This window comes from Pseudovibrio sp. Alg231-02 (genome assembly GCF_900143565.1).
GTDB lineage: Bacteria > Pseudomonadota > Alphaproteobacteria > Rhizobiales > Stappiaceae > Pseudovibrio.
Genome location: NZ_FREX01000001.1, coordinates 196,593 through 222,854 on the forward strand (window position 1 = coordinate 196,593; position 26,262 = coordinate 222,854).

The 26,262-nt window shown below is 50.2% G+C and carries 15 protein-coding genes; 10 read left to right on the forward strand and 5 right to left on the reverse strand.

Annotated elements, in window-relative coordinates; all coding sequences use genetic code 11:
- Positions 1–6 precede the first annotated feature (6 nt).
- From DHN43_RS00700 to DHN43_RS00745, 10 genes are read left to right on the forward strand one after another with little or no spacing between them, the layout of a single operon-like run.
- On the forward strand, positions 7–600 hold the full coding sequence (locus tag DHN43_RS00700; protein WP_063310962.1) for a DUF6931 family protein: 594 nt from the start codon (positions 7–9) through the stop codon (positions 598–600).
- On the forward strand, positions 597–887 hold the full coding sequence (locus tag DHN43_RS00705; protein ID WP_057465268.1) for a PAAR domain-containing protein: 291 nt from the start codon (positions 597–599) through the stop codon (positions 885–887). Before DHN43_RS00700 ends, DHN43_RS00705 begins: the two co-directional genes overlap by 4 nt.
- Before the next feature lie 4 nt (positions 888–891).
- Positions 892–1,707 (forward strand): type VI secretion system-associated FHA domain protein, encoded by an 816-nt coding sequence (locus DHN43_RS00710; protein WP_208989620.1) that lies wholly within the window; start codon positions 892–894, stop codon positions 1,705–1,707.
- On the forward strand, positions 1,697–2,191 hold the full coding sequence (gene tssJ, locus DHN43_RS00715) for a type VI secretion system lipoprotein TssJ (protein WP_082597106.1): 495 nt from the start codon (positions 1,697–1,699) through the stop codon (positions 2,189–2,191). The genes DHN43_RS00710 and tssJ overlap by 11 nt, the downstream gene beginning before the upstream one ends.
- Positions 2,191–3,528, forward strand: a complete 1,338-nt coding sequence (gene tssK, locus DHN43_RS00720) for a type VI secretion system baseplate subunit TssK (RefSeq protein WP_063291937.1) — start codon at positions 2,191–2,193, stop codon at positions 3,526–3,528. The genes tssJ and tssK overlap by 1 nt, the downstream gene beginning before the upstream one ends.
- A 28-nt stretch (positions 3,529–3,556) precedes the next feature.
- The gene (icmH, locus tag DHN43_RS00725; protein WP_108817413.1) at positions 3,557–4,975 is read left to right on the forward strand and encodes a type IVB secretion system protein IcmH/DotU; all 1,419 of its coding nucleotides are present in this window, start codon (positions 3,557–3,559) and stop codon (positions 4,973–4,975) included.
- Positions 4,972–8,601 (forward strand): type VI secretion system membrane subunit TssM, encoded by a 3,630-nt coding sequence (gene tssM, locus DHN43_RS00730; protein WP_108817414.1) that lies wholly within the window; start codon positions 4,972–4,974, stop codon positions 8,599–8,601. The genes icmH and tssM overlap by 4 nt, the downstream gene beginning before the upstream one ends.
- Before the next feature lie 50 nt (positions 8,602–8,651).
- Entirely contained in the window at positions 8,652–11,390 is a 2,739-nt protein-coding gene (locus tag DHN43_RS00735) for a hypothetical protein (RefSeq protein ID WP_108817415.1), read from the forward strand.
- 45 nt (positions 11,391–11,435) lie between these two features.
- Positions 11,436–14,693 (forward strand): hypothetical protein, encoded by a 3,258-nt coding sequence (locus DHN43_RS00740; protein WP_108817416.1) that lies wholly within the window; start codon positions 11,436–11,438, stop codon positions 14,691–14,693.
- 30 nt (positions 14,694–14,723) lie between these two features.
- Positions 14,724–17,870 carry a hypothetical protein gene (locus DHN43_RS00745; protein WP_108817965.1) on the forward strand — a complete coding sequence of 1,049 codons (3,147 nt, stop codon included), beginning with the start codon at positions 14,724–14,726 and terminating at the stop codon, positions 17,868–17,870.
- 81 nt (positions 17,871–17,951) lie between these two features.
- On the opposite strand, the gene DHN43_RS00750 is transcribed toward DHN43_RS00745, so the two are convergent.
- From DHN43_RS00750 to DHN43_RS00770, 5 genes are all read right to left on the reverse strand, one after another.
- The gene (locus DHN43_RS00750; protein ID WP_108817417.1) at positions 17,952–19,040 is read right to left on the reverse strand and encodes an endonuclease/exonuclease/phosphatase family protein; all 1,089 of its coding nucleotides are present in this window, start codon (positions 19,038–19,040) and stop codon (positions 17,952–17,954) included.
- 157 nt (positions 19,041–19,197) lie between these two features.
- Positions 19,198–20,568 (reverse strand): L-serine ammonia-lyase, encoded by a 1,371-nt coding sequence (locus DHN43_RS00755; protein WP_057465272.1) that lies wholly within the window; start codon positions 20,566–20,568, stop codon positions 19,198–19,200.
- A gap of 70 nt (positions 20,569–20,638) precedes the next feature.
- Positions 20,639–21,916: an aromatic amino acid transport family protein gene (locus DHN43_RS00760; RefSeq protein WP_057465273.1), complete on the reverse strand. Its 1,278-nt coding sequence runs from the start codon at positions 21,914–21,916 to the stop codon at positions 20,639–20,641.
- A gap of 580 nt (positions 21,917–22,496) precedes the next feature.
- The gene (locus DHN43_RS00765; protein ID WP_108817418.1) at positions 22,497–24,059 is read right to left on the reverse strand and encodes an indolepyruvate oxidoreductase subunit beta family protein; all 1,563 of its coding nucleotides are present in this window, start codon (positions 24,057–24,059) and stop codon (positions 22,497–22,499) included.
- A 2-nt stretch (positions 24,060–24,061) separates the two neighbouring features.
- Positions 24,062–26,212: a thiamine pyrophosphate-dependent enzyme gene (locus DHN43_RS00770; RefSeq protein WP_108817419.1), complete on the reverse strand. Its 2,151-nt coding sequence runs from the start codon at positions 26,210–26,212 to the stop codon at positions 24,062–24,064.
- Positions 26,213–26,262 lie beyond the last annotated feature (50 nt).

The following is a 26,262-nucleotide window of genomic DNA, read 5'->3' on the forward strand; positions in this document are numbered from 1 at the left end:
CGCATTATGGAAAATAGCGTGACAAATACTACACTGCTCCTCAACTCCTACAAGGATCTACTGGAGAAGAGACCTTTAGAACTTGGAGATGAAGCAGTACCATTGATAGAGGGACAGAAGCCTTCTATCGAAGTTGTGGATACCTTGGCAGAAGCGGAGCTCATGTCTGATGCCATTAAGGTTCTCGCTCACGCCCTGAGTAAACCACGCGCAGTGTGGTGGGCCAGTCAAGTCAGCAGAGCTACTTTTCCGGAAGGCAGTCAACCACCCGATGAAGACGAAATAGCGCTGAAAGCCGCCGAAGACTGGGTCCGCAAACCCGAAGAAGACCTGCGCCGTGCAGCAATGAAAATTGCTGATGACGGAGGATATAAAAGCGCCGCTTCTCTTGCCGCGGCAGCGGCTGGTTGGAGTGGCGGTAGTATGGGATCTCCCGAATTTGACCCTGCACCTCCCCCAGAAAACCTAACTAGTATTGCTGTAGGGTCATCTATAGTTTTGTCTGTATACGACAGTAACGTGGAGGACCCTGAAGAGTTCTTAGTCAAAGCTTACAAGTTGGGACGAGCACTCGCAGATAATGAAATAGAGGCCCTATGAGTTTCCCAGCAGCACGCATGACAGACATGCACGTCTGTCCAATGGTGACCGGTATCGTTCCTCACGTTGGAGGCCCGATATCTCTTGGAGCACCGACGGTTTTGATCGGAAACTTACCAGCGGCGCGCATGACTGACATGTGCGTGTGTGTTGGGCCTCCAGATACAATTATGAAAGGCAGTGTCACCACTTTGATCGCCGGATTGCCGGCGGCGCGTATGCTGGATGTCACTGCTCACGGCGGCACCATCATCCTTGGCTGGCCCACAGTTTTAATCGGGGGCTGAGGATATGACTGATAACACGAGCATGGTTTTAGTACTCATTTTGACCAAGGGGCATGAGTTGGTCGACACAGGAAAATGCACGCGCATACTGCGACAGGAACGCTGCGTTATTGGACGTGGAAGCAGTGCGGATTGGATTCTACCCGATCCTGCAAATCAGCTTTCGCGCCGTCATTGTGTCGTTGAGTGGAACGACGGGGCCTATCGCGTCGTCGATACCAGCTCCAATGGAACCTTTGTTAATGATTGGGACGAACCAGTTCCCAACGGTGAGGCCTGTGGCCTTCAGGATGGCGATGTTATCAGAATCGGAAACTATTACATCAGCGCACAAATGTTGCCAGAAGATGCTGATGCCCGTCTGAAAGTGGATGACTTTCTTGCAGAACCTGAGAACCCTGATCCACTTGCAAATCTTCTTCCTAAAGAACTCGACATGGAGGATGACGACTGGGTCGATGACCAGATCGTTACCCCTGAAGACGAACTTTCCGAGGTTCTGAATGACCCACTGGAGTCTCCAGAATCTATTCTCAGAAAGGCGACTGAAACACTGGACTCCTACCCTGCCAGCGCCGGGAAAGAACCTATTCCGCCAGTTAGTTATGGATTTGAAGGATACAAATATTCCAGCTCAGTACCGTTTGAAAGTGAAAGCGGCATCTCAAGCGAAGAAGGTGCAAGTGCGTGGGATCACAACCGCACGGAATCCGATTCATTTAAATTGCCCAGAACGCATCACCAGACCATTCCTGAGGACTGGGATGTAGCCCCGAAAAAAGACATTCAGAACAAAGCTCGTAAACCAAATGACGATTAGCCACATCAAACGCATTGCGTACATTTTGCTTTTGAGTATCGGTCTGGCCTCCTGCTCCGCCGAGATGCCGATGCCTGTCATGATCACCACGACAGTCATCGCGGACAAGGAGTTGAACCAAAACGCAGATGGGATGTCGACACCTGTTCAGGTGAAGATCTTTTACCTTACGTCTGATGCCGAGTTTAAAACTCATGACTTTTTCACTTTGTTTGAAAAAGGGGACCAGGTTCTGGGCAAAAACCTGCTTGCTATGAAGGAAGTTTTCATAGCTCCCGACAAGATCATGAAGGTAGCAGTCAAGGTTGACCCCAGTGTGGCATTTGTCGCTGTGCTCGGTGCCTTTCGGAAAGTGGATACAGGAACATGGAGTTCGGTGATTATGGTTCCAAACAATCAGCCATCGAGCCTCATTGCGTATTTGAGCAAGCTTGAAATAACTCTGCAGCCCGACAAGACAGTAAAAGAAGGATGGTTCTATTAATGACCACTCATAACAAAGTTGTCTGGTCAGAAGGTCTGTTTCTACAGCCACAGCACTTTCAGCAGCATGATCGCTATCTGGAACAGCTGGTCAGTGACACTATCTCGAGCATTCGCCCTCACCCCTGGGGCCACACAGAGCTGAAAATCAATCAGGAAGCCCTGAAACTGGGCCAGTTTGCACTCAATTTCGCCAGCGGTCTGATGCCGGATGGTACGCCTTTCAAGATGCCACAGGAATGTGACGCTCCTGCGTCTATTCCAGTTCCTGAAAGCGTAAAAAATTCGGTCGTCTATCTTGCATTGCCTATTCGACAACCTGGTGCCTACGAATATGAATATCCAGGTGTGCAGGAAACAGCTGCACGCTATGTGGTGCATGAATCCGAGGCGCGAGATGCAATCACCGGCAGTGACGCCAGCGTCCAGATGGAAACTGGTCGGCTACGGTTCTCTTTTAAGTTCGACTTTGAGGATCTGGAAGGCTGGATCTGCTTGCCTATCGCTCGTGTGATTGAAGTGCGAGCAGATAAGCAAGTTATTTTAGATGACGAGTACATCTCCACGTGCCTCGCCTCACATTCCTCCTCTGTGCTTTATGGGTACATTCGCGAGATCTGGGGCATGCTGAGCCACCGAGCAGATGCGCTTGCAGGGCGAGTTTCAAACTCCGGCAGTAAAGGTGTTGCAGAGATTTCGGATTTTCTGCTTTTGCAGACCGTCAACCGTTATGAACCTCTCTACGCCCACTTTGCACAAACACCCTCGCTCCATCCTGAAGCACTGTATCGGATTTCGATCCAGCTGGTTGGTGAGCTTGCAACATTTACAGCGGCAGCCCGGCGTCCCTCAACACTTCAGCCTTATCGGCACGAAGCCCTGACAGAGACATTCGCTCCTGTGATTGCTCATTTGCGACAGCACCTTTCTGCTGTTCTGGAACAGACTGCCGTACCGATACCGCTGGAAGAGCGCAAGTACGGCGTTCGTGTTGGTATGCTGCTTGATCGCAGCCTGATCAAGTCGGCTCGGTTTGTGCTTGCGGTTAGTGCTGACCTGCCATCGGAAGTGATCAATCGACACTTCCCGGGGCAGATTACGATTGGATCTGTCGAACAGATCCGAGACTTTGTGAATTCCGCTTTGGCCGGCATCGCAGTGAAGCAACTGCCAGTCGCGCCAAGACAGATCCCGTACCACACGGGCACAGCATATTTCGAACTGGATCCGGCCTCATCACATTGGGACGAAATCCGTGTTTCTGGCGGTCTGGCGATGCATGTCGCGGGTGATTTCCCGAAACTTGTGATGGAACTCTGGGCGATCAGAGAGCAATAAGCGGCTAACGGACTGAGGAGTTGAGATTATGGCAAAGAAGGATTTCACTGCCCTTTCGGTGGACTCAGTCGACACTGTCATCTCGAGTGATGCTCCCAATCCTGATCATCCTGACGCCGGTAGCACCAACCTTCCGGCACAAACGCCTGCGGGCTATTGGTTCCTTGGCGCTGATGATATTCAATTCGTCCCACTTGGGAATAATCCTCTTATCAAAGCAGCCTCCAGTTTGTTGGCCTTAGCTGCCCGCTTGCGAAATCACGCTCAGCATCGTGATGTGAATGCCCTGCGCTCTCATGTTATTTCCGAGATCCGCTCTTTCGAACACAACGCTATGCTAAACGGTCTTTCTTCTAAGACCATTCGCATTGCCAGATATGTGGTCTGTGCAACCCTTGATGACATAATTCTCAATACTCCCTGGGGTAGTCGCAGCATTTGGGCAACGCAAAGCCTTGTCAGTAACTTCCACAAGGACGTGTCCGGTGGCGATCGATTTTATGATCTATTGAGAAAGACGCAGGCCAACCCAAGTCGTGATAAAGATCTTCTGGAATTATTGTATCTTTGTATTTCTTTGGGGTTTGAAGGACGCTTGCGGATCATGCCGCAAGGCAGCAATACGATGTCGCGCCTGCGTTATGGCATATCGCGCCTCATTCGCTCGCTGCGAGGAGATCAGGAAACCGATCTTTCACCTCACTGGAGAGGTGTTGAAGATGCGTATCGGCCTTTAAAGTGGTCTATTCCGGTGTGGGGTATCTTCTTTGGAGCAGCACTCCTCGCCCTGCTGATTTATGCCGTGCTTGCGCTTTGGCTTGGAGAGAAAAGTGAGCGCATTGCGTTCCAGTATGAGTCTTTAATCAACACAAGCCCAATTGATCTGACCCACCAACCTGCACCACCACGAGCAGCTCTACCGAACTTGCCACAACAACAGGCAGCACCTGGAACACCTTCCTCACCTCAAGTCGTTCGTAACAGTACGTTGCCTGCTTATCTGCAAGTTAGCAGGTTCCTTGCTCCTGAGATCCGGCAGGGTCTTGTTGTGGTGATGGATGTGCAAGGTAATGTGGTTATACGCCTGACGGGTTCTGGCATGTTCGCTACTGCTCGAGATACGCTCACTGCCCGCTTTATCCCAGTCGTCAATCGTGTGGCTGAAGCGGTGAACACGCAGCCTGGTACAATCAATGTAGTTGGCTTTTCAGACAATATTCCAATTCGAAATGCCCGTTATCCAAACAACGTTGCACTTTCCAAGGCACGTGCTCAGACAGTTGCAGATCTCATCAAGGTCAGACTGACAGACAAGACACGTGTCAAAGCCATCGGCAGAGGATCAGCTGATCCAATTGCAACCAATGCAACAGCTGAAGGGCGTGCTCAGAACAGGCGCATTGATATTACGCTTATTCCGCCTTCTGGCCAGGGAGGCCAGCAATGAAGAAACTCAAACGCTTTTTCCCCTTTTGGTTTGTTACGCTCCTCATCACACTAATATTGTGTGCGGTCATCTGGATTTATGGCCCAAGTCTATCGATCTTCGGCGCAAAACCTTTTGCGATGGCTGTCGTTCGTATGCTGATCGTCATGGGCCTTTTGATGATCTGGGCCGCGATCAATATTGGACGCCTTTCCCGGCGAGCAAGAGAAGCAGAAGCTAAGAACGAAGAAGAAGAGGAAGAGGAAGAGCCTGAAGTCGATCCTGAAGAGCTGGCGAAGAATGAAGCAGCGCTGGTCTCTGGCAAGGTTGAGAAGAGTCTGAACATTCTCAAGACTGCAAGTGTCGATGGTAAACTTGGCCGTAAGGTGATTTATCAGCTGCCCTGGTATCTGATGATTGGGCCAGAGGAATCTGGCAAGACCACTGCTCTTTTACGTTCTGGAATGAAGTTTCCACTGGCTCACAAACTGGGCCAGAAAGTGGATGCAGCGACGATTGAGCCCACTGCAGAATGCGAATACTGGTTCAGCAACAACGCGATCATCGTTGACAGCGCTGGCCGTTATACCATGCAGGACCAAGATGAGGTCATCGATGCTTCTGGCTGGAACACACTGCTTTCATTGATTAAGAAAAACCGCCGCCGTCAGCCGCTGAACGGCATGATCATTGCGATCAATCTTGCAAAGCTCGCAACAATGCGTTCGGATCAGCGTTTGGATATGGCGCGGACGGTCAAACAACGCTTCAAGGAAGCTGAGAAGCAACTGGGCCTTCGCTTTCCCATCTATGTCATGTTCACTAAGCTGGATTTGATCGCCGGTTTTGCCGACTACTTCCAAGTTCTTGGCAGGGATGAGCGCCATCAAGCCTGGGGTATGACTTTCCCCGTTGATGACGGCAAATCCTCCGAGAACGCGATCAGTCATTTTGATGAGGAATATGAGTTGCTCATGGAGCAGCTCAACTCGCGCGTCTACGACTATTTGAATAAAGAAACGGACATACAGCACAGAAGTCTGATCTTCAGCTTCCCGCAACAAATGGCCTCGCTGCGAACCGTGCTGAATGATTTCCTGACCGAGATGTTCCGACCCAATCGCTATGAGGACCGAAGCTTTTTGCGTGGGGTTTATTTCACCTCTGCAACCCAGGAAGGCCAGCCTGTTGATTTGCTTGCAGGTTCGATTGCGCATGCCTATGGGATTGGCCGACAGGCACTTCCCTCTGCTCCCTACGAGAAACATGCTTATTTTCTGGAGCGCTTGTTCTTTGACCTGATTTTTGGCGAAGGCAACCTTGCTGGCGAGAGCAAGCAGGTGATGCGCAAACAGAAGATCCGCAAGCGTCTCTCTTTTGCTGCTTGTGTGGTCGTTCTTGCATTTTTAACAACGGTTTGGGTCATCAGCTATGAGATGAACCAGGAAAACATCATCAACCGTGCCCAAGCTGACTTGAAAGAATACCCCAAATTTGCTGACCGAATTGATGCTGTACGCGTCAATGATGCCAACTATCTATCTGTGTTGCCGCTGCTGAACTACCTTCGAGACCTGCCAGGCGGCTTTGCGGATCAGCAAGTGAAACCGCCTCAAAATGAACGTTGGGGCCTTAACCAGATTCCGAATGTTTCAGAGGATGCGGATGCGCTTTATCACAACGGACTGGAGCGCTATTTGCGACCACGCATGATGCTCCGCCTTGAGCAGCAAATGGTCGCAAACATAGACAATCCAGAATTCCTGTTTGAAGCCTTACGGATTTATCTGGAACTGGCGGATAAAGGTCCGCTGGAACCGGAAGTTATTCAGCGTTGGGAAGAAACTGATTGGCAATCCCTTTACAGTGACCCTCGGCAAGTGACAGAGCGTGACCAACTCTCAAACCATCTTGCAGCGTTGCTGGACCAGCCCTTTAAGGTCCGAATTGATGTGAATACAGAGTTGGTTAGTCAGGTTCGAGAGATTCTGAATGCAACTCCAATCGCGGAGCTGGCTTATTCCTTTATCAAAGCAGGACAAGCCGCTCAAAGTCTTCCGGAGTGGCGTCCTGACGAAGCCGCTGGGTCTGCTGTAACACGCGTCTTCACACGGTCCTCAGGCAAACCTTTGAGCGAAGGTATTCCTGGCCTTTACACTTATGAAGGTTTCCGTGGTGTGTTCCTTCCTCAGTTGGTTGATAGCATTCAGAGCTTCGTTCGAGAAAGCTGGGTGCTCGGTCCAAACGGTCAGTTGGAAAACAAGGAAGAAACTGTCACCCGTATCGAACGTGGCGTTCTGGGGCTTTATCTGGATGACTACGCACGCATGTGGGATGCGATGCTGGCTGACCTGCGCATTGTGAAGTTCACAAGCCTGTCGCAGGCGACAGATGTCATTAACACCGCTTCCGGGCCCAATTCACCTATCCGCAATCTTCTCGTCTCAGTGGCTGAGCAAACACAGCTTACTCGGACTGAAGCTCCATCCAGTGCTACCGGCGTTGCCCAGAACGTTGCAGGCGGAGCAGCTCGTATTGCGCAGGAAGAAGCCCGCGCGACCACCAACCTGAGACAGCAGCAGCTTGTTGAAGTGCTTGGTGAAGCTGTTCCGACGAGTGAAGGTGGCCCGAAACCGGTTCCACCGGGCACTTCTGTGCAGGCGCGCTTTGAGCCTCTTGATAGTTTCACATTAGGGTCAGGGAGTGGCACCACTCCGCTCGACGCTTTGTTGATGAAGGTCACTGATCTTTATCGTGAACTTAACCGGATTTTGTTGGCTAACAACACTCAGCAAGACGCCCTTAGCTATATTCTTGGCGGCGGGAGTGATGCGGTTAAAACACTGAAGGATGAAGCACCTAATGTTCCTATGCCGCTGCAAAGCTGGATACTGGAAATGCTTCAGTTCTCCTCACAAGTTACCGTAAACGATGCCCAAAAAGCCATCAATGCAGCCTGGGATTCAGAGGTTTTACCTTTGTGCAGCAATGCTCTTTCTGGTCGCTATCCGGTGGCAAATGGTCAGCAAGCTTCGGTGATGCTGGACGACTTTTCGACCCTGTTCAAACCGGGCGGCAAGATTGAAGCGTTTTTCAATACCAACATCAAATCATTCGTCGATACCTCCTCCACACCGTGGAAATGGAGAGAGAGCGACAACGCCAAGATTGATGTCTCAAAAGACAGCCTTCAAGTCTTCGAAAAAGCTAACAATATTCGCAACGCATATTTCGCAAATGGGGGGGATAAACCATCTGTTGCATTCACGATGACACCCTTGGATCTGGACGTCGGATCAACCAGAGTTGCCCTCACCGTGGATGGGATAACAGTGAGCTATGCGCATGGTCCAACACGTCCGATTGAGTTGAATTGGCCTGGCGAAGGTGTACCAGCTGCAAGTCTCGCATTTTTCCCTGCGATTGCCGGAGAACCGAACTCCATCAATCTCAGCGGACCATGGTCCCTCTTTCGTTTATTGGAAAAGGCAAGCGTGACAAAAACTGAGCTACCCGATCAATACAAGGTGAGATTTACGCTTGGAAATCGATTTGCCACGTTCAACCTCATGGCCAACAGCGTGAACAATCCATTCTCAGCCAGGCTGCTTCAGAATTTCACCTGTCCTAAGGAGCTCAATACCTAAAAAACAGGTTTAGTGGTTCTCGATAATAATAAAACCAATTGGAGCCTCGAATGTCTGACGATCAACTAACGCCCCAACAACTTGAGTGGGTGAAATCAGTTTATAGAGCACTCGGCTGGACCTTTAAGGAACAGGATGAGGCTGAGCGTGAGACAGCCGCAGCAATCAAAGAAAAAGAAGAGAAAGAGATTGCACAGGCGACAGCTAAGACAAAAGCTGAAGACGACAAAAAAGTCGAAGCGGCTGTTACAGAAGCAACTGCTGAGCGCATAAAGGCAGAGAGTGATGAAAAACTCAAAGATGTCACTGCGCAACTCTCTGAGTTAAAAGCCGACGTTAAAGACCATTTTGTTCACGAGAATGAAGACACCGATGCAGATGCTCTGGCAGCGCTTGCAAGCCAGAGTAAGCAGCTTCTGGAACGTCTCAACTCTATTTACGGACATAAAAAGGATTTTGAGAATTATCCAAGCGAAGCGATTGCTTTTGATAAAAGCTATGAAAACGCGAAAGCGCTCATTCAAACCGCTGCTTTGGAGATCAAAACCAAAGACACGGATGGCGCACATAACAGCCTTATAGACGCAGAATCCACCGTTGATGATATGCAGACGCTTTGGCAAGGCGTTGTAGCCGCAGCCAAGAGCAAACCAGCAGATCCTCCTGTTCCGGCTGAGTTGAAGCCATATGTCATGGAAGTTGGTCAGGGTATCAAATCGATGACCGGCATTGGATTTTCCGGACCAGCAACACGCCTTGGAAAAACCTTGAAGGACGTCAGAGCAGCGAAGGTGCCCAAAGACGATCCTGCCTGGGAAATTCTACTTTATGAGAATGAAATGGCCATAGCTGCGGTTGGGGAGTTTGATCAGCTCAAGAACCATATTCAAAAGCTGGCGACAAGTTTGCGCAACTCCGGTGTTGCGGACGCTGCTGGCGACATTGAAACCACACTTGATAATTACATGTCGGACGCCTCCAGAACGGTCCCGACCATTCGCAGTCTGCTTAGTTCACTCAAAGCCTCCGCAGCACACAAGAACAGCATGAGAAAAGAAGCGCGGTGGGATGCAGCGCAGCTTGGTGAGCGTACAGAGCGCTTCCGCGATGATTTGAAAAAACTGGTCCTTTACGACAAGCAGGGAAATCTGGTCACCAAACCTGATGAACGTCGTGCGATCAAACGTGCAGGTGATGTTCCAGGCTTGAATCAGGACGTGATGATCCAAATTCCACGTCGCCCCAAAGATGCGAAGGAAATTCCGCGCAAAACCATCGACAGTCTTCTTCAAACATTTGACTTTCTTGATGAGTTGAAAGCATCCGGTGTGACGGGTGTGGAAGATATTGCTGTTGAGGAGTTCCTGAAAGCTGAAGCAATCCTTTCCGGTATTCAGAAGGATCCCGGTGCCTATAAAAAGCTGACTAAAAACCTAGATAAGCTACGCGAGAAAATCGACAAGATCTCGAAAGGCAAGGAAGGTGCTTATTACATCGAAGAACGGTTGCGTCTCACGGATGACATCGATGAACTGGAAGAAGAAGCCCTCTCCATGAACATCGAAAAAGCACTGGCTTCATGCACTGAGATGGAAGCCAAGCAACTACATCCGCTCGAAGAAGGTGTTCGTAAGGCCGTCAAAAACCGAGAGTTGTTCGACACCAAAGTTAAGATCATCGAGAACCAGTTTACAGAAATTCCAAAACTGCTTGCACAAATGGGGAAAGCAGACCCCAGCCTTGCCAAGATGGTTGGTTCTCTATTCGCGCCAGATGAGATCAAGCAATATCATGGTGATCTGGATGTCTTTTTCGATCAAGCGAAAGACCTTGCCTACAACGCAACCACAAACGACGAACTAGCCCATTCACTTGATCTGGCGAACCGCCTGATCTTCCGCGTCGACCGTTTTGTCCACGAGCTGGAAGGCCAGTTGAGCCATCTTCACAAGCTTGCTGAGATGGAGAAGAAAGGCGAGAAAATCACAGATGCAGATCGCTTTAGTAAGGCAGAGCTGAAGTACTTCAAAAAACTGGAAGTCGATTACAAGAAGGGTGTTGCCCGACAGAAAGATCAGAAGGAAGCTAAGAACGCCTTCCTCACCAAATCCGGCCCGCTTAAAGATGAGCTGGATATGATGACATCGAAAGATATATCCATCAAGCGTATCCTTGCTTACTACAAGGGTGTTGATCGCGTTGACCCCAGCAAGTTTGATACATCTCGTTTGAAAGAACTTCGCATGGAAATCGCGGAGCTGGAAGATCAGTCTGACGCTTCTCATACGCACAAAGAAAACCTTGCTAAACTGAAAGAGCTGGAAGGTGCTCTGGACGCAATGCGTGGTGAAATTACGGGTTTCAGAGAGGACATTGCGAGAGACATCTCGACATTTTCTGATAAATGCATCGCACGCCTGATCAAAGCCAAGCAGTATATCGACAGCTCTTTTGTCAATGCAGTGAAAGACAAGCAGGATGCCGGTGAAGAAGCGGTGGATGTCGCTGCTTTGCGAAAGTTCTCGTCGTGCATTTCTCAACCGTTGGCCCTTGCAGAGTTGCCAAAGCAAGTTGCGGCTATTGCTGACAAATCAAAAGACCTGAAGGAGCGCAAGAAAGCCCGCGAAAATGCCCTAAGGCAAGTGCGGCCACTGATTGCGCAACTGGACAACAGTCAGGCTATTCAGCTCTATATGCGACACCCCTTCAGCGATCTGCCGAATGATCTGAACATACTGCGTCCTGAGCTGATTCAGCTGGAAGTGAAGCTGCTCTCTCTTGGTGGCTAGGATAAAACAAGAAGGATCGAAAACGATCCCACACTGGAGTTTGTCATGACGTTAACTCCGTCTCAAATTGACTGGCTCTCACAGGCCCAAGGCGGCGTGGAGAACTTCGAATCTGATAGTGAAAACGAAGAGAAGAAATCTGCAGAACTGACCAATATTTTAGCCAAATTGGATGCAGATAAGTCGGTTATTCACCAAGCTCAGGATTTTCAAATTGAGCTCGCCCGAAGTCCAAATGTTTTTAAGCGCAAGCTGCAAAAAAGCAAAATGGACTTTATGACCGGTGATATGAAAACTGAGGTTGATTCCTACGCGGACGTGACTTCTGAAACGCCTCTCATTCAATCTGAAAATGTTGATGCACTCAATGCTGCTTTCGGCAAAATCCTAGAGCGGCAGGCTGAAATGATTGCGGCGAAGAAGAAGGATGGGAAGACACGGCTTTTCAGTGATGCAGATATCACACGGGAACTTTGGACACCTCTGGTTCGTGAAGGGATCATTCCCTCCAACATTGTGCCGGATAAATACAGTCAATTTGTGCAGATGTTCCAGGGTGCCTCTGAGATCTATGAGGGGAAGCTGGAGCAACATAGTGAAACAGCTTCAAAGTATGAGAACACGCTTGAAGCCATTGGGTTTGCGCGTGATGTCGTCTCACTGGCCGGAAGTCTTGGCAGTAGCGCGCTGACCATTGCCAACTTTGAAGACCAATCTCGCTCACTGGCAGAAAAACGCGAAATTGCAGCCAAACGTCAGGTTCTGAAAGGGAAGCAGGATCAGATTGCCGGAGACCTTCGGACTGAGTTCAAAATGGGTGCAAACACTTCGGATGCAGAGGTGCTGGAAGAGGCTGCCCGACGTGGCGAATATAGTTGCGAGATCAAAAGCTACCAGAATGTAGAAGCAGCCCAATCACAGCTCGTTGAGCAGCTAATGGGGCAAAACAAGCTTTTCGAAGAGGAAAAAGCTTTACTGACCATGTCCACGTCGTTGCTGGATGGCGGTCTCGCCATGGCAGAAAAAGGTATCCAGTTTTCGGAGAGACAAAAGAACGCAAGAAACACACTCGCCTTTGCCCAAGACGCTGCTGATATCGTTGCTGGCCAACTTAAGCTTGCATTGGAAGCAACAGGTAAAACCTACGAGCAAGAAGAGCACCAAACCACCGACCAGATAGAATTTGAAGGCGCTGCAGATAAAGATACGCTCCAGAATATTTCTTATGCCGCAGGTGCTGTGAGTGTCGCTATTGAAGCCAACCAAGTTGCGCGGAAGATTGCCTTAGCAACACAAGCAAAAACGAACAAAGAGCGAGAGAATGCGGTTTTGCAAATTGCCGGCTCTATTGCAGACTCTCTTGCTGAGGCTTGTTTTTTAGCAGGTGACGTTCAAGGCCATGTGGACACCGGTAAGAAAGACTCCGAACTCACACTCAAAGACGAAAGCAAGGAATTTGCCTACGGAGACCCTGAACTTGGACCTGGGCCTGGAAATGCAGATGACCAAACTGAACTGATTGGTGTCTCAATCAAGGCTTTCTTTGTTGCAAGTGTTAATGTGGGGACTGCGGTTAAAGCCATCAAAGACAAAGACTACAAAGCCTTTTCTGAGTCTCTTGTTCTTGGTTTGATGCAAATTGCTTCCTCTGCGACCACAGGCCCTCTTGCCGCTATGGCTAAGCCTGAGCTCCCTCTCAATACTGATGAAGAAAAAGAAGAACTCAGTAAGCTTTCAGCCCGCGAACTCATGGATCAGAAACTGGAGCGATCTGGCTGTAACTTTAGGCGAACTGAGCGTGAAACCTTTTTGGATGGTTTTCAAGACCCATCTTACCTGCTCACAATAACGAATAATATGCGTGAGATGCAGGACACCTTTCGCGAGGCAAACGATAAGAAGAAAATGGATGCTGAAGCGGTAAAACGGACAAATGCTGCCATTCAGAAGATGGAGGCTAAAAAGTCCTGGGATGCGCTTGCAGATTTCAAAAAGAAACAGTCCAACAAGAGAGACCGCGAAGCGTTTATGCAGAAGCTCGAAGCGGATGTTGAAGCAGAAACAAAGGCACTGAAAAATCTGATCGAAGAGGCCTCTCCTCCACCTGATCCTGAAGATACAATAGCTCTTCAAAAATCAATGGAGGCAGTCGATAAGCTGATCGCCGACATCAAAGCTTCTGAAATGAAGTACAAGCTGATTGAAAAGATTGCCAAGGGTGGTGTTCAGGTTCTGGTGCGTGTTGTTCCGGCAACGGGCATGGTTGAGGCTTGCCGAAAACTTGCCTTTGACGCCATTGCACTGGGCAAGAAAGCAGCTGAGGTTGAGAAGTGGCGCAGAAATGTGAAGATGGCGCAGACAGCAAACTCGCCATATTATCATGCTTGTAAAGAACGCCACACGCAGGCAGCAGTTCAAGTCAGCCAGAAAACAATTAACACCTTCTTGTCTATCATCGGCGTGGCCTCAGAGGCCGCACGCTTAGCGGATTCAACGCAAGCCTCTACTGGTCTTTCTCTTGCAAAGAACATGGGGCAGGCACTTTCTGATTTTGGCTACAAAACTTATGGACGCGCCAAAGTTGTTTTCGGATGGCGGAAATATCTTGATGCCCGCAGAAATCCAGAGAACCGCAAGAAAGCTCGTGAAGCGATTGCCTGGAACTCGACACTTGCCAAGTGTGTGCTTGCCTACGGCATTGTTGAAGAACGGGACCCGATTGCACAGCAAGTTGGACGCAACTGCGGTTTGACACCCGAGGTCTTGGTATCAAACAGTGATGTTTGCGCTGCAGTGGTGCGGTATTTTGAGACGCTTTACAGTGAAGATCCTGTTGTCCTGCGGCGTGTTCCGAAAGTCGCAAACTGGCACCCTGGAACACCGGATCTGACACTCAAGAGCTGGTTCAGCTTTAAACGTGCAGCAACCAAGAAAGCCTATCCTTTGATGGCTAAAGAAAGCTGTAAGACACCAGCTATCGAGCAAGCTTTGAAGGCACTGCACACCTTGTGTGGTGGAGACCCGTTCAACTACCCCTCTGTTCGGGATGACATGATTTCTGAAGATAACTGGCAGGAAAAGATCCTGACCTACGCTCAGGATGTTCAAAAGCATCTTGAGACTCTTGAACTGGAGTTCAAGGGATATCGCCCAGTCACTGCAGAACCAAAAGACAAAAAGACACAGGCTTGGACGGGTGGCCGATTACATACCGAAATGATGGAAGTCGCGGATTCTTTGCGAGCACAAGCAACGTTGATCCTCCGCGATGCCAGAGCAGATGTGAAGACTTATAGTTCTTAACCCGTTCTCCTGAACACGTTGGAGTTTGTCATGCCCCTTACCGGAAAACAGCTCGATTGGCTCAAAACAGCGCAACAAGGCGCCGGCAATTTTGAACAAAATGCCGAACGTGTTGCAGCCAAAGCTGGACGTTTGAATGACATTATGACCAAGCTGGATGGAGACAAAGAAACCATTCGCGAGGCACAGAACTTTGAAGTAACGCTGGCGCGGAATGAAAAATGGTTCAAGCTCCCCGGCTCGGGTACAAAGATGCCCTGGATGACCGGGGATATGCAGACAGAGATTGACACCCGCGCTGATATTCGCGCCGATAGCGGGGCAATTAATGCTGAGACCTTGAAGAAGCTCAACGCTTCCTTTGAACGTATTTTGGCACGACAAGCCGAGATGATTGCGGCCAAAGATAAAGATGGCAACGAGATGTTTTCTGAAGAGGACATCACACGTGAACTCTGGACTCCGCTGGTTCGTGAAGGGATCATTCCATCAAACCTGGTCCCTTCACGCTACAGCCAGTTTGAGAAGATGTTCAAGGGCGGTGCAAAAATCTATGAGCAAAAGCTTGATGAACATAGCGAAACCGCTTCCAAACACGAAAATACATTAGAAGCCATCGGTTTTGCACGTGATGTCGTGACGCTTGCCTCATCTATCGGATCCAATGCAATCACTCTGGCCAATTTGAATACAGTTGCAGGTGATGCACCTGACAAAGATCAGATTTCTGCCAAACAAGACGTCCTCAACAACCAGAAAGGCCAGGTAACAGGCGATTTGCGCAAGTCTCTTGGCATGGATGCGAATGCAAGCTCAGAGGATGTCATCAAAGCAGCGAAAGATGCCGGGAAGTATGGAGATCAGCTTCAGAAAGTAACCAATATTGATTCAGCCTTGAACTCGCTGGGAGAAAATCTCTCAAAGGACGCCAATTGGGTGGCTGAACAGCGTGCGTTGTTTACGGCAACCACTACATTGCTCGACACCGGTCTTGCAGCTGCAGAAAAAGGTATTGTCTTTTCAGAGCAGAAAGGCAAAACAGCCGCAGATAAGCTGAGCTTTGCAAACGAAGCTGGTGAGATGATTGGTGAGGAAATCAAGAAAGTCCTCTCCGCAGGCGCTGCTTTTGACAAATCCGCGTCTGACCGCAAAGGCGAGGATGACCACGGCAATATTTTTGAAGGTGTTTCTGGCCTGATTGATGTTGCAATGGCTGGCGGACGCGTTTCAGAGAAAATTTTGCAGGCTACACAAGCTCCTGACAAAGACGCCAAGCAAGAAGCGGTGATGTCCATCATCGGAACTCTGGCAGATTCCCTCTCCACGGCAATTTCGTCAGGCTCGCAGTTGAGCGGTACGGAATCCACTACTCCCGAGATTGTTGGTGAAGCGCTTAAAGCTGCAATGATTGCAACGACTGATGCCGGTACAGCGACAAAAGCGTTGATTGATGGCGACTATCAAGCCTTTGCAGAAGCCCTCACAGGAGGCTTAGCAAACCTTGCCAGCGCAACTGGTTCTGATGCCATTGGTGATGCCATTACGGGTAAGATTCAGCCAGATCAAGGTGAGTTGACTGAAGAAGGCGAGGCTGAGACTGAGGGTCTGACACCGCAGCAAATTCTTGAGAAAAAACTGAAACTTGCTGGTCCAAGCGCGGGTGTCCAGAGCGTTGAGAAGAGCATGGAGCTTCTTTCTGACGAAGACATCATGGCAAATGTCAACGCTTTGCTGACCGGCGGTCTCGATAAGTTCAAGAAGCCAGGCCGCGATGAAAAAGACGCTGAGATCGTCAAGAAGAATACAGCAGCTGCGCTGAAAAAGATCGAAGAAGAAAAAACAGGCAATGCGCTCGCTAGTCTGAAGGAAAAGCTTGCTGATCCTAAAGAGCGCAAAGCTTACATGGACGAAATCGAGAAGCGCGCAGATGAGGAGCACAAGGCTCTGCAAGATCTTATTGCAGAAGCTTCCTCACCTGATGACCCGAATGATGAAAAGGCCGTTGAGAAATCTTTGAAGGCCATCGACACTCTGCTTGCTGATATCAAAGCTTCTCAAATGAAGATCAAGATGATCGAGACCATTGCAAGTGGTGGTGTAAAGGCAGTCACAACGATCTTCCCTGCAACAGGCCTTGCAGAAGCGATCAGAAAACTGACCATGGATGCAATCGCGTTGGCGAAGAAATCTGCTGAGGTCGAGAAATGGCGCAAGAACGTCAACATGGCTGAAGCAAGTAACTCGGTCTATTACCATGCCATCAAAGAGCGACATACACAGGCCGCTATTCAGGTGAGTCAGAAGACGCTGAACACCTTCTTCTCCGTTGTTGGTGTTGCCGCTGAAATTGCGCGCTTGGCTGATGCGACACAAGCTTCAGCCGGTATCTCGGCAGGTATGAACATGGGCCGTGCGCTATCTGATTTCGGTTATAAAACCTATGGCCGCGCAAAGATTATTTATGGCTGGAAGAAGTATCAGGAAGCACGGATGGACCCTGCAAACCGTAAAGCGGCACGTGCTGCGATTGCAGGCAATTCCACACTTGCTAAGTGTGTGCTTGCCTACGGGATTGTGGAGGAAAAAGACCCAATTGCCCGTCAGGTTGGCCGGAACAGTGGTTTGACGCCGGAGGTGCTGGTTTCCAGCACAGATGTATGTTCTGCAGTTGTGCGGTACTTTGAGACGCTTTACAGCGATGATCCTGTTGTGCTGCGCCGCGTACCAAAGGTGGAGAACTGGCATCCTTGTACGCCTGATCTGACCCTGAAGTCCTGGTTCTTGTTCAAGAAGGCAGCTACCACGCGAGCCTATCCACGAATGGCCACAGACAGTTGTCTGACACCAAACATTGATCGTTCCATCAAGGAGCTGCATAACCTTTGTAATGGCGACCCATTCAAGTACCCAGAAGTGCGGGATGAGCAACTGAGCAAACCGGATGGTATGAAAGCGGTGTTTGATTATGCCACACAGGTTGATACAGAGCTGGATAACCTGAAGAAGGCTTTGGATGCTTACTCTCCGGTGACAGACAAACCGGAAAACCCCAAGATCGAGAAGTGGTCAGCAGGGCAACGTCATTCAGAGATGGAAGCCGTTGTTGATGCGATGTCAGCTCAAATTGAGCTCGTACACCGTGAAATCACGGCAGATCTGAAGCTCTATAAGACCTGATCCACCCCGTAACGTAAACAGCAAAGAACCGGCCTGAACTTTCAGGCCGGTTCTTTTTTTTTGCAGTGTTGTAAGCGGCTATCAGAAACGTTTCAGGAACCGCATCAAGACTGGCCAGTGATCGCTGGCGCCCTGATTATTGTCGGGATTAAAGCGCTTTGGGCGTACTCTGTTTCTTGCATCCTGTGCGTACTGGCTCGGGTGCGTGACAACTGTGTGGAAGCTGCCCAGATCAGCAAACCATGTACTGTTGCTATCCTGATCGGGACGCAATGCACCAGAAACGAGGATCATATCCAGGAAGGACCAGCTCTGATCCTTGTAGTAAAATGCGCTGCCCGGGGCTGCACACCCGACTATCTCAGGCGGATAACTCCAGTTCCCTTCTCTCGCCAGGGCCTGAAACTCACCATTTTGAATGTCTGTGCAATTGAAATTGAAATCACCAGCAGCAACCACATTTGCGTCATCAGGAAGCTTTGCGCGTTCCTTGTTCAGCACTTCCATCGCATCTTTCCGGCATTGATAGGCCGCGCCAGATGGAAAATGAACACCGAAGACATGCATTGTTTCGCCGTCTGGCATCTCAAACTGAGCTTTCACAATATCTCGCGTTGGCTGGCAATCGTGGGGATTGTCGCCATCTTCGCCGAACACCTTAATTGTCTCTGGTTCTCCCTTAAGCGGCAATCGCGAGATGATGCCAACATCGATACCGCGATTGTGCTCATTGTTAGAGGTGTCCAGCTGAATGACTGAGGTGTAGTCCAGACCGGCCAGTGCTTTGTTGACCAGATCATCAAGCACCTTTTTGTTTTCTGTTTCAGGTAAAACCAGAATGTCCGGTGTTTCCGGGAAGGAACGAATGACAGCGCCCAGTGTCATCAATTTTTGCTTGTAGCTTTCCTCGCCCCAGTTCAACTCAATGCATTGTTTGTAATAGTGGGAACCTTTATCATTGTAGCTCTCACAAGCGTCTTCATGATCCTTACCACGGGCTTCTTTTGCTTCTTTGGAAAGGTAGGTGTCATCTCGTGGATTGTTCTCATCATCAATGGTGTCGAAGAGATTTTGCACGTTGTAACTGACGATCGTGACAGGCTTGTCTTGAGCGAGGGCTGTCGGCATGGCCAATCCGATGATCGTTGCACCCAGTAGCAAGGATTTCATAGGTTTCTCCCTTTTTTCTTTTGGGAGTACCAAACATGGGTTAGTGGCCCGTTCCGAGTGTTCTTGCAGTTTTAAGTGTTTCCGCAAAATGGCTGAGCAAAACAAAAAAAGCTGACCCAAAGGCCAGCTTTCCTATCTTAAACACGTTGGTTGCCGCTTACTCTGCTGCGACCGGCACCACTTTAAGCGCAAGACCACCCTGTGAGGTTTCTCTGTATTTTGCCAGCATATCCTTGCCGGTTTCGTACATGGTCGCGATGACTTTATCGAGAGAAACACATGGATCTGAGTTTCGGCGCATAGCCATACGTGTTGCGTTGATCGCTTTGACAGAAGCTATTGCGTTGCGCTCGATGCAAGGCACCTGAACCTGTCCGAGAACAGGGTCACATGTGAGGCCCAGATTGTGCTCCATGCCGATTTCAGCTGCAATGCAGACCTGAGCTGGGCTCGCACCCAGCAGCTCTGCAAGGCCTGCTGCTGCCATGGAGCATGCAACACCAACCTCACCCTGGCAGCCAACTTCTGCACCGGAGATGGACGCATTGGTTTTATACAGCGCTCCAATGGCGCCTGAGGCGAGGAAGAACTTTGTGTAGTGCTCAGGCTCAAGACGTTCGATAAACTTGTCATAGTACGCGAGAACCGCAGGAATGATGCCTGCAGCACCGTTGGTTGGTGCTGTTACAACGCGGCCACCTGCTGCATTTTCTTCTGATATGGCCAGCGCGAACATGTTGACCCAGTCAACCGTCGCCATAGGATCGTTACTGCTGCGCTCTGTTGCCGTCAGCTGACGGCGTAGTGCTGCTGCACGGCGTGGGACTTTGAGCGGGCCTGCCAGCAGACCTTCCGTGTTGCTGCCACGCTCTATGCCATCGCGCATCACATTCCAGACACGACCAAAGCTCTCACGCAGTTCTGTTTCACTGCGGAATGCTTTTTCGTTTTCCAGAACAAGCGCGGAAATGCTCATACCGTTTTGGCGGCAATGCTCCAGCAACTCTGAAGCGTATTTGTATGGATAAGGCACTGAAACTTCGTTTTCTGAAGCCTTACCGAAATTCTCTTCATCCACGATGAAACCACCGCCGATGGAATAGTAGGTTTTGGAGAAGATCTTTTCTCCACCTGCAAAGGCATGGATGGACATGCCGTTTTCGTGCAACTCAAGTGCTGGACGATTGAATGTGATCGCATCACTCGGGAAGTCAACCACGTGGCAATGCATGCCAACCGGGAGGCGTCCGGTTTGTTCTACGCGCTGAATGAACTCTGGAATGCTGTCAATATCAACGGTTTCCGGAGAGTTGCCACCAAGCCCCATAATAATTGCTGTGTCTGTGTGGTGGCCTTTGCCTGTCAGAGACAGAGAACCGTATATGTCAACTGCAATACGCGTCACATCACGCAGTTTATCCTGAGCACGCAGGCTATCAATGAACTGCTTTGCCGCTTTCATAGGCCCGACTGTGTGGGAGCTGGATGGACCTACACCGATTTTGAAGATGTCAAAAACGCTGAACATAACGTGAACCTCAGTGGGAGAGAAAAACCGGTGTCCGAAGACACCGGTTTATTTTTGTTAGTTGGCCTTCTTAGAAGAGGCCTTTTACGATCGCAGAGATTGCGACAATGCCCATGATGGTGATGAAGATGTTGGACAGCGCACCGTCGTACTTCTTCATGCTTGGGACTTTTTTGATTGCGTACATTGGCATCAGGAACAGGATTGCTGCGATGAACGGAGCACCCAGGCCTTCAATCATGCCAAGAACGGATGGGTTGATGATTGCAACACCCCAGACGGAGAAGAAGAAGAATGCAACAAGCAGTGTGTTGAATTTCTTTTCACCCAGGCCTTCGACAGCTTTTGGAGCAGCTTTCTTAGCAATGCCTGCAAGACCTTCTTTTGCGCCAAGGTAGTGACCGAAGAAGGAAGAGAAGATTGCAAGGAACGCCACCAGTGGACCCATGAAGGAGATCAGCGGGCTGTCAAACACGTTTGCAAGGTAAGACAGGACTGGTAGGTTCTGCTGTTTTGCTTCCATCAGCTGTTCAGGTGTCAGTGCAAGAACGCAGCTGAATACGAAGAACATAACGAAACCGAGGAGCATCACAGATGCGCGTTTCAAGATGATGTCGGACTTTGCAACTGCATTATCGCCATGTGCTTCGCGCTGAGCCAGAGCCATGGAGGAGACGGCTGGGCTGTGGTTGAAGGAGAAGATAAGCATTGGAATGGTGAGGTACACCACTGTCAACAAAGTGCCAGTTTCCGGGATCATGTCGAAGCTCATGGCTTCAAAAGACCAGGATGGGATCAGGTATACAGACATACCGAACAGGATGATCACCAATGGGTACACCAGAAGCTCAGTTGCGACGAGCATCAGGCGGCGACCAAGGATCATTACGCCCATCATCATTGCAACGAGAATACCAGAGAGGAGCCAGCGAGGAACCGCAGGCATTGCCAACTGGTTGACGATGAAGCTGTCGATGGTGTTGGTAATCGCGTTACCGTAGATCAACACGATTGGGTAAATCGCGAAGAAATAGAAGAAGGTAATCAGCAAGCCTGCTGCTTTACCAAAGTGTTCTTCAACCACGTCTGTGATGTCTGCGTCTTTGTTCTTGGAGGAAAGAACAAAGCGAGCCAGTGCGCGGTGAGAGAAGTAGGTCATTGGACCTACGAGAGCTGCGATCAGGATCAGCGGCCAGAAGCCTTCAAGACCTGCACGGATTGGAAGAAACAGAACACCGGCACCGACTGCGGTACCGAACATGGACAAAGACCAGGTAAGATCTTCTTTTGTATATTTAACCGTTTCTTTCGGGGCGACTTCGACTTCGGTCGCATTGATGCTTGACATTTCTTTTATTTCCCCATGTGCCACTCATGTGCCCTAGGAGAATTTCCCAATCTCTCTAGGACGGGGACCTGATATACTTATGTTAAAATTTTAAGACCATACGTTTTAATACACATCCTGCGCGCCATAATAACGCAGCGATACTGAATACGACTTCAGTTTAATAGCGTGAGACCCCAGTGCGCGTGCAACAATCTGCCGCGGCGCTGTAAATAATTATATTAAATAGGATTTTTCACCGAACTCCTATTAATCAGCTTCGGCTCTTCGTCAGACCTGCAATTCACGCAATATACGCGCATTCTAATATATGCAGTCAACACACTGTTTCCCAAGCGTATATCACTGACCTAGAGGTACTTTGGCGTCATTTGAGTAATTCGCATAAGTAAAATTGCATTCAGGTGTATGCCTGAATCTAATGCGTTCACCTGTCCTCAAATGATGACAATTTGCCCCTTGCACGCGCATTTTGTGCGCTCGGAAAAACACCGTATTTTCGCTAAGGCACACAAATGCATACATTAATTATAATCGGAGGAAAAATTTCAAATGCGACATTCTTTCCCCCTGTTTTCAATCAGAGGGTTTGAATTGTCTTCAATGCACCTTCCAAGGCTTCGCCTTTTTCATCCAAAAGCGCGGCTTCTCTGAGACGTCTGAGCCAATCTGCGGCGTCTTTTCTGTCTTTCAGGAGTGTGAGAGAGGAAAGAACCCGGTCAAATTTGGAGTGCCCGCGTTTATGTGTGTCCGAATATCCTTTGATGAGCCGGCGACAAGTGAGGATCTCAACAGCAAGATCATAGTCCGAATGCACGGTCTTAATCGCAAGATCCCGCCAGTTCTGGAGATGTTCTGTCTCAATTTCATGGCGCAGAAAACTGCGGCGCCAGGGTTTCAGGCTGCTGATGAGCCAGAGGCTGAGGAAGCCTCGAACGGAGTGCGTTCTTATGCGTCGCCCTTTGTTCACCCTTCTATCCAGCCAGCTAAACACTTTAGGACGGGCTTCGATCCATTTACCAAGCCGAACTGGCAGAGTTCCGCAGATTTCCTCCATACGTGGGTGGAGATATTCGGTCAGTTCCAGCTGATTTTCTGCGCCTAACCCGATTTCCCTTTCAACGCGTTGCAAGCGTGTTTTTTGCGTTTTTATGTCGGCAACACGGATCGTGTCGTCATAACACATAGCATTTGCGATATACTTGGCCGCAACTCTGGTGAACTCCCAATTGCCATTTTCGGTATCACTTGCGAGTACAATCTCGAGGTGATTGAGATACTCCTCACCGTATTCCAGATCCTGAAACTCAACGGCCTTGCGCAGCCCTGCCAGCGCCATCTCGTGAGCCTGTTTGGGGAGCGCTTCAATGCGGGATAAAAGCAGTTGCCAGGCTGCGCGTTTTTTCTCAGGTCCGCGGACTGTGAGTGCCTTTTCAGGCTTGAGTTGTTCTGGTCGCTTGGTACCAGCGCTTCCAGCAGCAGCTGATGACTGGGCGTGCTCGAAGCTCGCATTGAAGGAGGCCAGACTTGCTTTGACGCCTTTACCGCCTTTGCGGATGGTGTCTTCATAGGTGCTTTTGAGAAACGGAAGTGCTCCGGAACCGGCAAGTGCGCCGAACAGGCTGGAGGAGATCACGCTGCCATTGTCTGCGGCGACTTCTTCCATATTGAAGGCGACCAGTTTTTGGGAGGCATTTCCGAGACGAGAGAGGACGACATCACTGTCCTGCTCCCCTTTGCCGGGCACGATCTTTTCCGAGACTGCCAGAATGCGGTGAGATGAGGCAATGAGCGTTGTCTTATCAGCAGTCACGAAACCACGGATAACCGCGCGGCCTGCTTCCATGAGTTCGGCGCAAATCACGATGTCGACATCGCCTTGCGCTGGGCTGAGGGAGAAGACGGGGGCTTTGCCGGTGTCAGGTGCCATTTCGACGTAATAGATTGTTGCGCCCGTGCGCTGGGCGACACCTGCGACAGAGGTGGACTGGGCTTTATAACCGTTGGCTTCAGCTAAGTTAACGATCCAGTCTGTGAGGACACCACCGCCCTGCCCGCCAACAGCGAAAATAGCGATTTTCGTGATAGTGCGGGTTTCATCCTCGCCTGTTCCCAAAGCCTGCCATTGAGTGTCGATATCCATACTTATGCCTCCTCAATGATCAGAGATCGGCGCTCTCGCCAGTTTTGCAGCGCAGAGATGATGCGACCGCGTATCTTACTGAAGAAGCGTTCGGTTTTGCTTGGGTTGTGAATGGTGTCGGCCTGATAGAAGGATGGGCAGAGGATGGCGGCGTCCGCAACCTCCCCGCAATTGCCGCAACCAACGCAGTTCTGGTCGATATGCGCGACGGGATCATCACGCAGCGGGTCGTCCAGATCTTTGACTGTCAGCGACGGGCAGCCGGATAAGCGCATACAGGCGTGATCCCCTGTACAGACATCTTCATCAACACCAAAGCGGGTTTTGACGACGCGCTTTTGCTCTTTCACGGCCTGATTGATGATCGGCTTTTCGCGGCGCTGTTTGTTGAGCATGCATTCTGAAGACGCGATGATGACCTTTGGTCCTTTGACATCGGTGGTCAACGCTTCTTTCAGGATTGATTGCATCTGGGTGACGTCATAGGTGCGGTCAAGCTGACGGACCCATTTGACGCCAACGCCTTTCACCGCTTCGGTAATCGGGTGTTTGGTGGACTTACTTTTGTTGTTTGCCCTTGAGGACAGGATGTCCTGCCCGCCTGTGGCCGCAGAATAGTAATTATCGACAATGACGATCACTCCGTCATTTTGATTGAAGACCGCGTTGCCGATAGAGGTGGTCAGGCCATTGTGCCAGAAGCCGCCGTCTCCCATGAACGAGATGGACCTGCGATCCGTTTTTGTTGTGTTGAATGCAGAGGCCGAGGCCGGGCCTAATCCATACCCCATGGTGGTGGAGCCGATGCCAAAAGGTGGCATGATGGAGAACAGGTGGCAGCCGATATCGGAAGCTATGTGATGCGGGCCAAGTTCATCTTCCACCAGTTTGGTGGCAGCGAAGATGGGACGTTCCGGACACCCCACGCAGAACCCGGGCGGACGCATGGGAACGACTTCTTGCAGCTCTTTGATGTCTGGCAGGGCTCCAGGTGTGTTTGGTGCGCGTCCTTTGCCGGGCAACGCATCGCAATGGGTTGCAAGGAAGGTCTGGATGCTGTCCAGCATCACCTGTCCGGTATACTCACCAGCTTCGGGGAATGGCCCTTTCCCTTCCAGTTTGGTGGTGAGGCCTTCCTTTTGCAACATGGCGCCAACGGCTTGTTCCAGATAATCAGGATAGCCTTCTTCCACCACCAATACGGCCTCTTTGGTGCGACAGAACTCGGTGATTTCAGCTGGAACAAGCGGATAGGTTACATTCATAACGTAGAGCGGGATTTGCGTTTCGCCGTTGATGTCGGCAAGGCCCAAGCGCTGCAATGCGCGGATGACGCCGTTATACATCCCGCCTTGCAGGATAATCCCAACGTTACTGCCCTGAGGTCCGAACAGCTCGTTCAATTTATGCGTTTGAATATAATCCAGCGCGGCAGGCAAGCGCTTTGTCACTTTCTCCTGTTCATGGAGGAAGGAGGCTGGGGGCAAGACGATGCGGTTCAGGTCACGCTTTGGGTTCTCCAGCGCGTCTGCCACACTCATGGATGGGCGCTGGTTGTCTTTGGTGGTGAACTCACCATGGACATGACAGCTGCGGATGCGCACCTGAAGCATAACGGGGGTATTTGAGGCTTCTGACAGTTCAAAACCATCACCAACAGCTTTGACGATGGACGGCAGGTTGGGACGAGGATCAAGCAGCCAGATCTGGCTTTTCATTGCAAAGGCGTGGCTGCGTTCCTGCATGATGGAGGAGCCTTCACCGTAGTCTTCTCCGACAATCACAAGAGAACCACCAGTGACACCGCCGGACGACAGGTTTGCCAATGCATCAGAGGCAACGTTGGTGCCGACTGTTGATTTGAAGGTGACTGCGCCGCGAATGGGATAGTGAACGGACGCGGCCAGCATGGCGGCGGCGGCAGCCTCGCTGGCGCTGGCTTCAAAGTGCACACCAAGCTCGCCAAGAATATCCTGCGCATCAGCCAGAACATCCATGAGGTGACTGATTGGCGAGCCCTGATAGCCGCCAACATAGCCTACGCCATTTTCCAGCAGTGCTTTGGTAATGGCCAGAATGCCTTCACCGCGGAACACTTCGCCCTCACCTGCGCGAAGTTTTTCGACCTCTTTGACAAAAGATCTTTCTGCCATACTCTCTCCCCAGAAAGCATGACAGATCCAGTTGGTGCGAGCTCAATGAA

Bases quoted from the DNA above. Each gene is read 5' to 3' on its own strand.
- DHN43_RS00700 (WP_063310962.1), top strand. From the start codon at position 7: ATGGAAAATAGCGTGACAAATACTACACTGCTCCTCAACTCCTACAAG.
- DHN43_RS00705 (WP_057465268.1), top strand. From the start codon at position 597: ATGAGTTTCCCAGCAGCACGCATGACAGACATGCACGTCTGTCCAATG.
- DHN43_RS00710 (WP_208989620.1), top strand. From the start codon at position 892: ATGACTGATAACACGAGCATGGTTTTAGTACTCATTTTGACCAAGGGG.
- tssJ (WP_082597106.1), top strand. From the start codon at position 1,697: ATGACGATTAGCCACATCAAACGCATTGCGTACATTTTGCTTTTGAGT.
- tssK (WP_063291937.1), top strand. From the start codon at position 2,191: ATGACCACTCATAACAAAGTTGTCTGGTCAGAAGGTCTGTTTCTACAG.
- icmH (WP_108817413.1), top strand. From the start codon at position 3,557: ATGGCAAAGAAGGATTTCACTGCCCTTTCGGTGGACTCAGTCGACACT.
- tssM (WP_108817414.1), top strand. From the start codon at position 4,972: ATGAAGAAACTCAAACGCTTTTTCCCCTTTTGGTTTGTTACGCTCCTC.
- DHN43_RS00735 (WP_108817415.1), top strand. From the start codon at position 8,652: ATGTCTGACGATCAACTAACGCCCCAACAACTTGAGTGGGTGAAATCA.
- DHN43_RS00740 (WP_108817416.1), top strand. From the start codon at position 11,436: ATGACGTTAACTCCGTCTCAAATTGACTGGCTCTCACAGGCCCAAGGC.
- DHN43_RS00745 (WP_108817965.1), top strand. From the start codon at position 14,724: ATGCCCCTTACCGGAAAACAGCTCGATTGGCTCAAAACAGCGCAACAA.
- DHN43_RS00750 (WP_108817417.1), bottom strand. From the start codon at position 19,040: ATGAAATCCTTGCTACTGGGTGCAACGATCATCGGATTGGCCATGCCG.
- DHN43_RS00755 (WP_057465272.1), bottom strand. From the start codon at position 20,568: ATGTTCAGCGTTTTTGACATCTTCAAAATCGGTGTAGGTCCATCCAGC.
- DHN43_RS00760 (WP_057465273.1), bottom strand. From the start codon at position 21,916: ATGTCAAGCATCAATGCGACCGAAGTCGAAGTCGCCCCGAAAGAAACG.
- DHN43_RS00765 (WP_108817418.1), bottom strand. From the start codon at position 24,059: ATGGATATCGACACTCAATGGCAGGCTTTGGGAACAGGCGAGGATGAA.
- DHN43_RS00770 (WP_108817419.1), bottom strand. From the start codon at position 26,212: ATGGCAGAAAGATCTTTTGTCAAAGAGGTCGAAAAACTTCGCGCAGGT.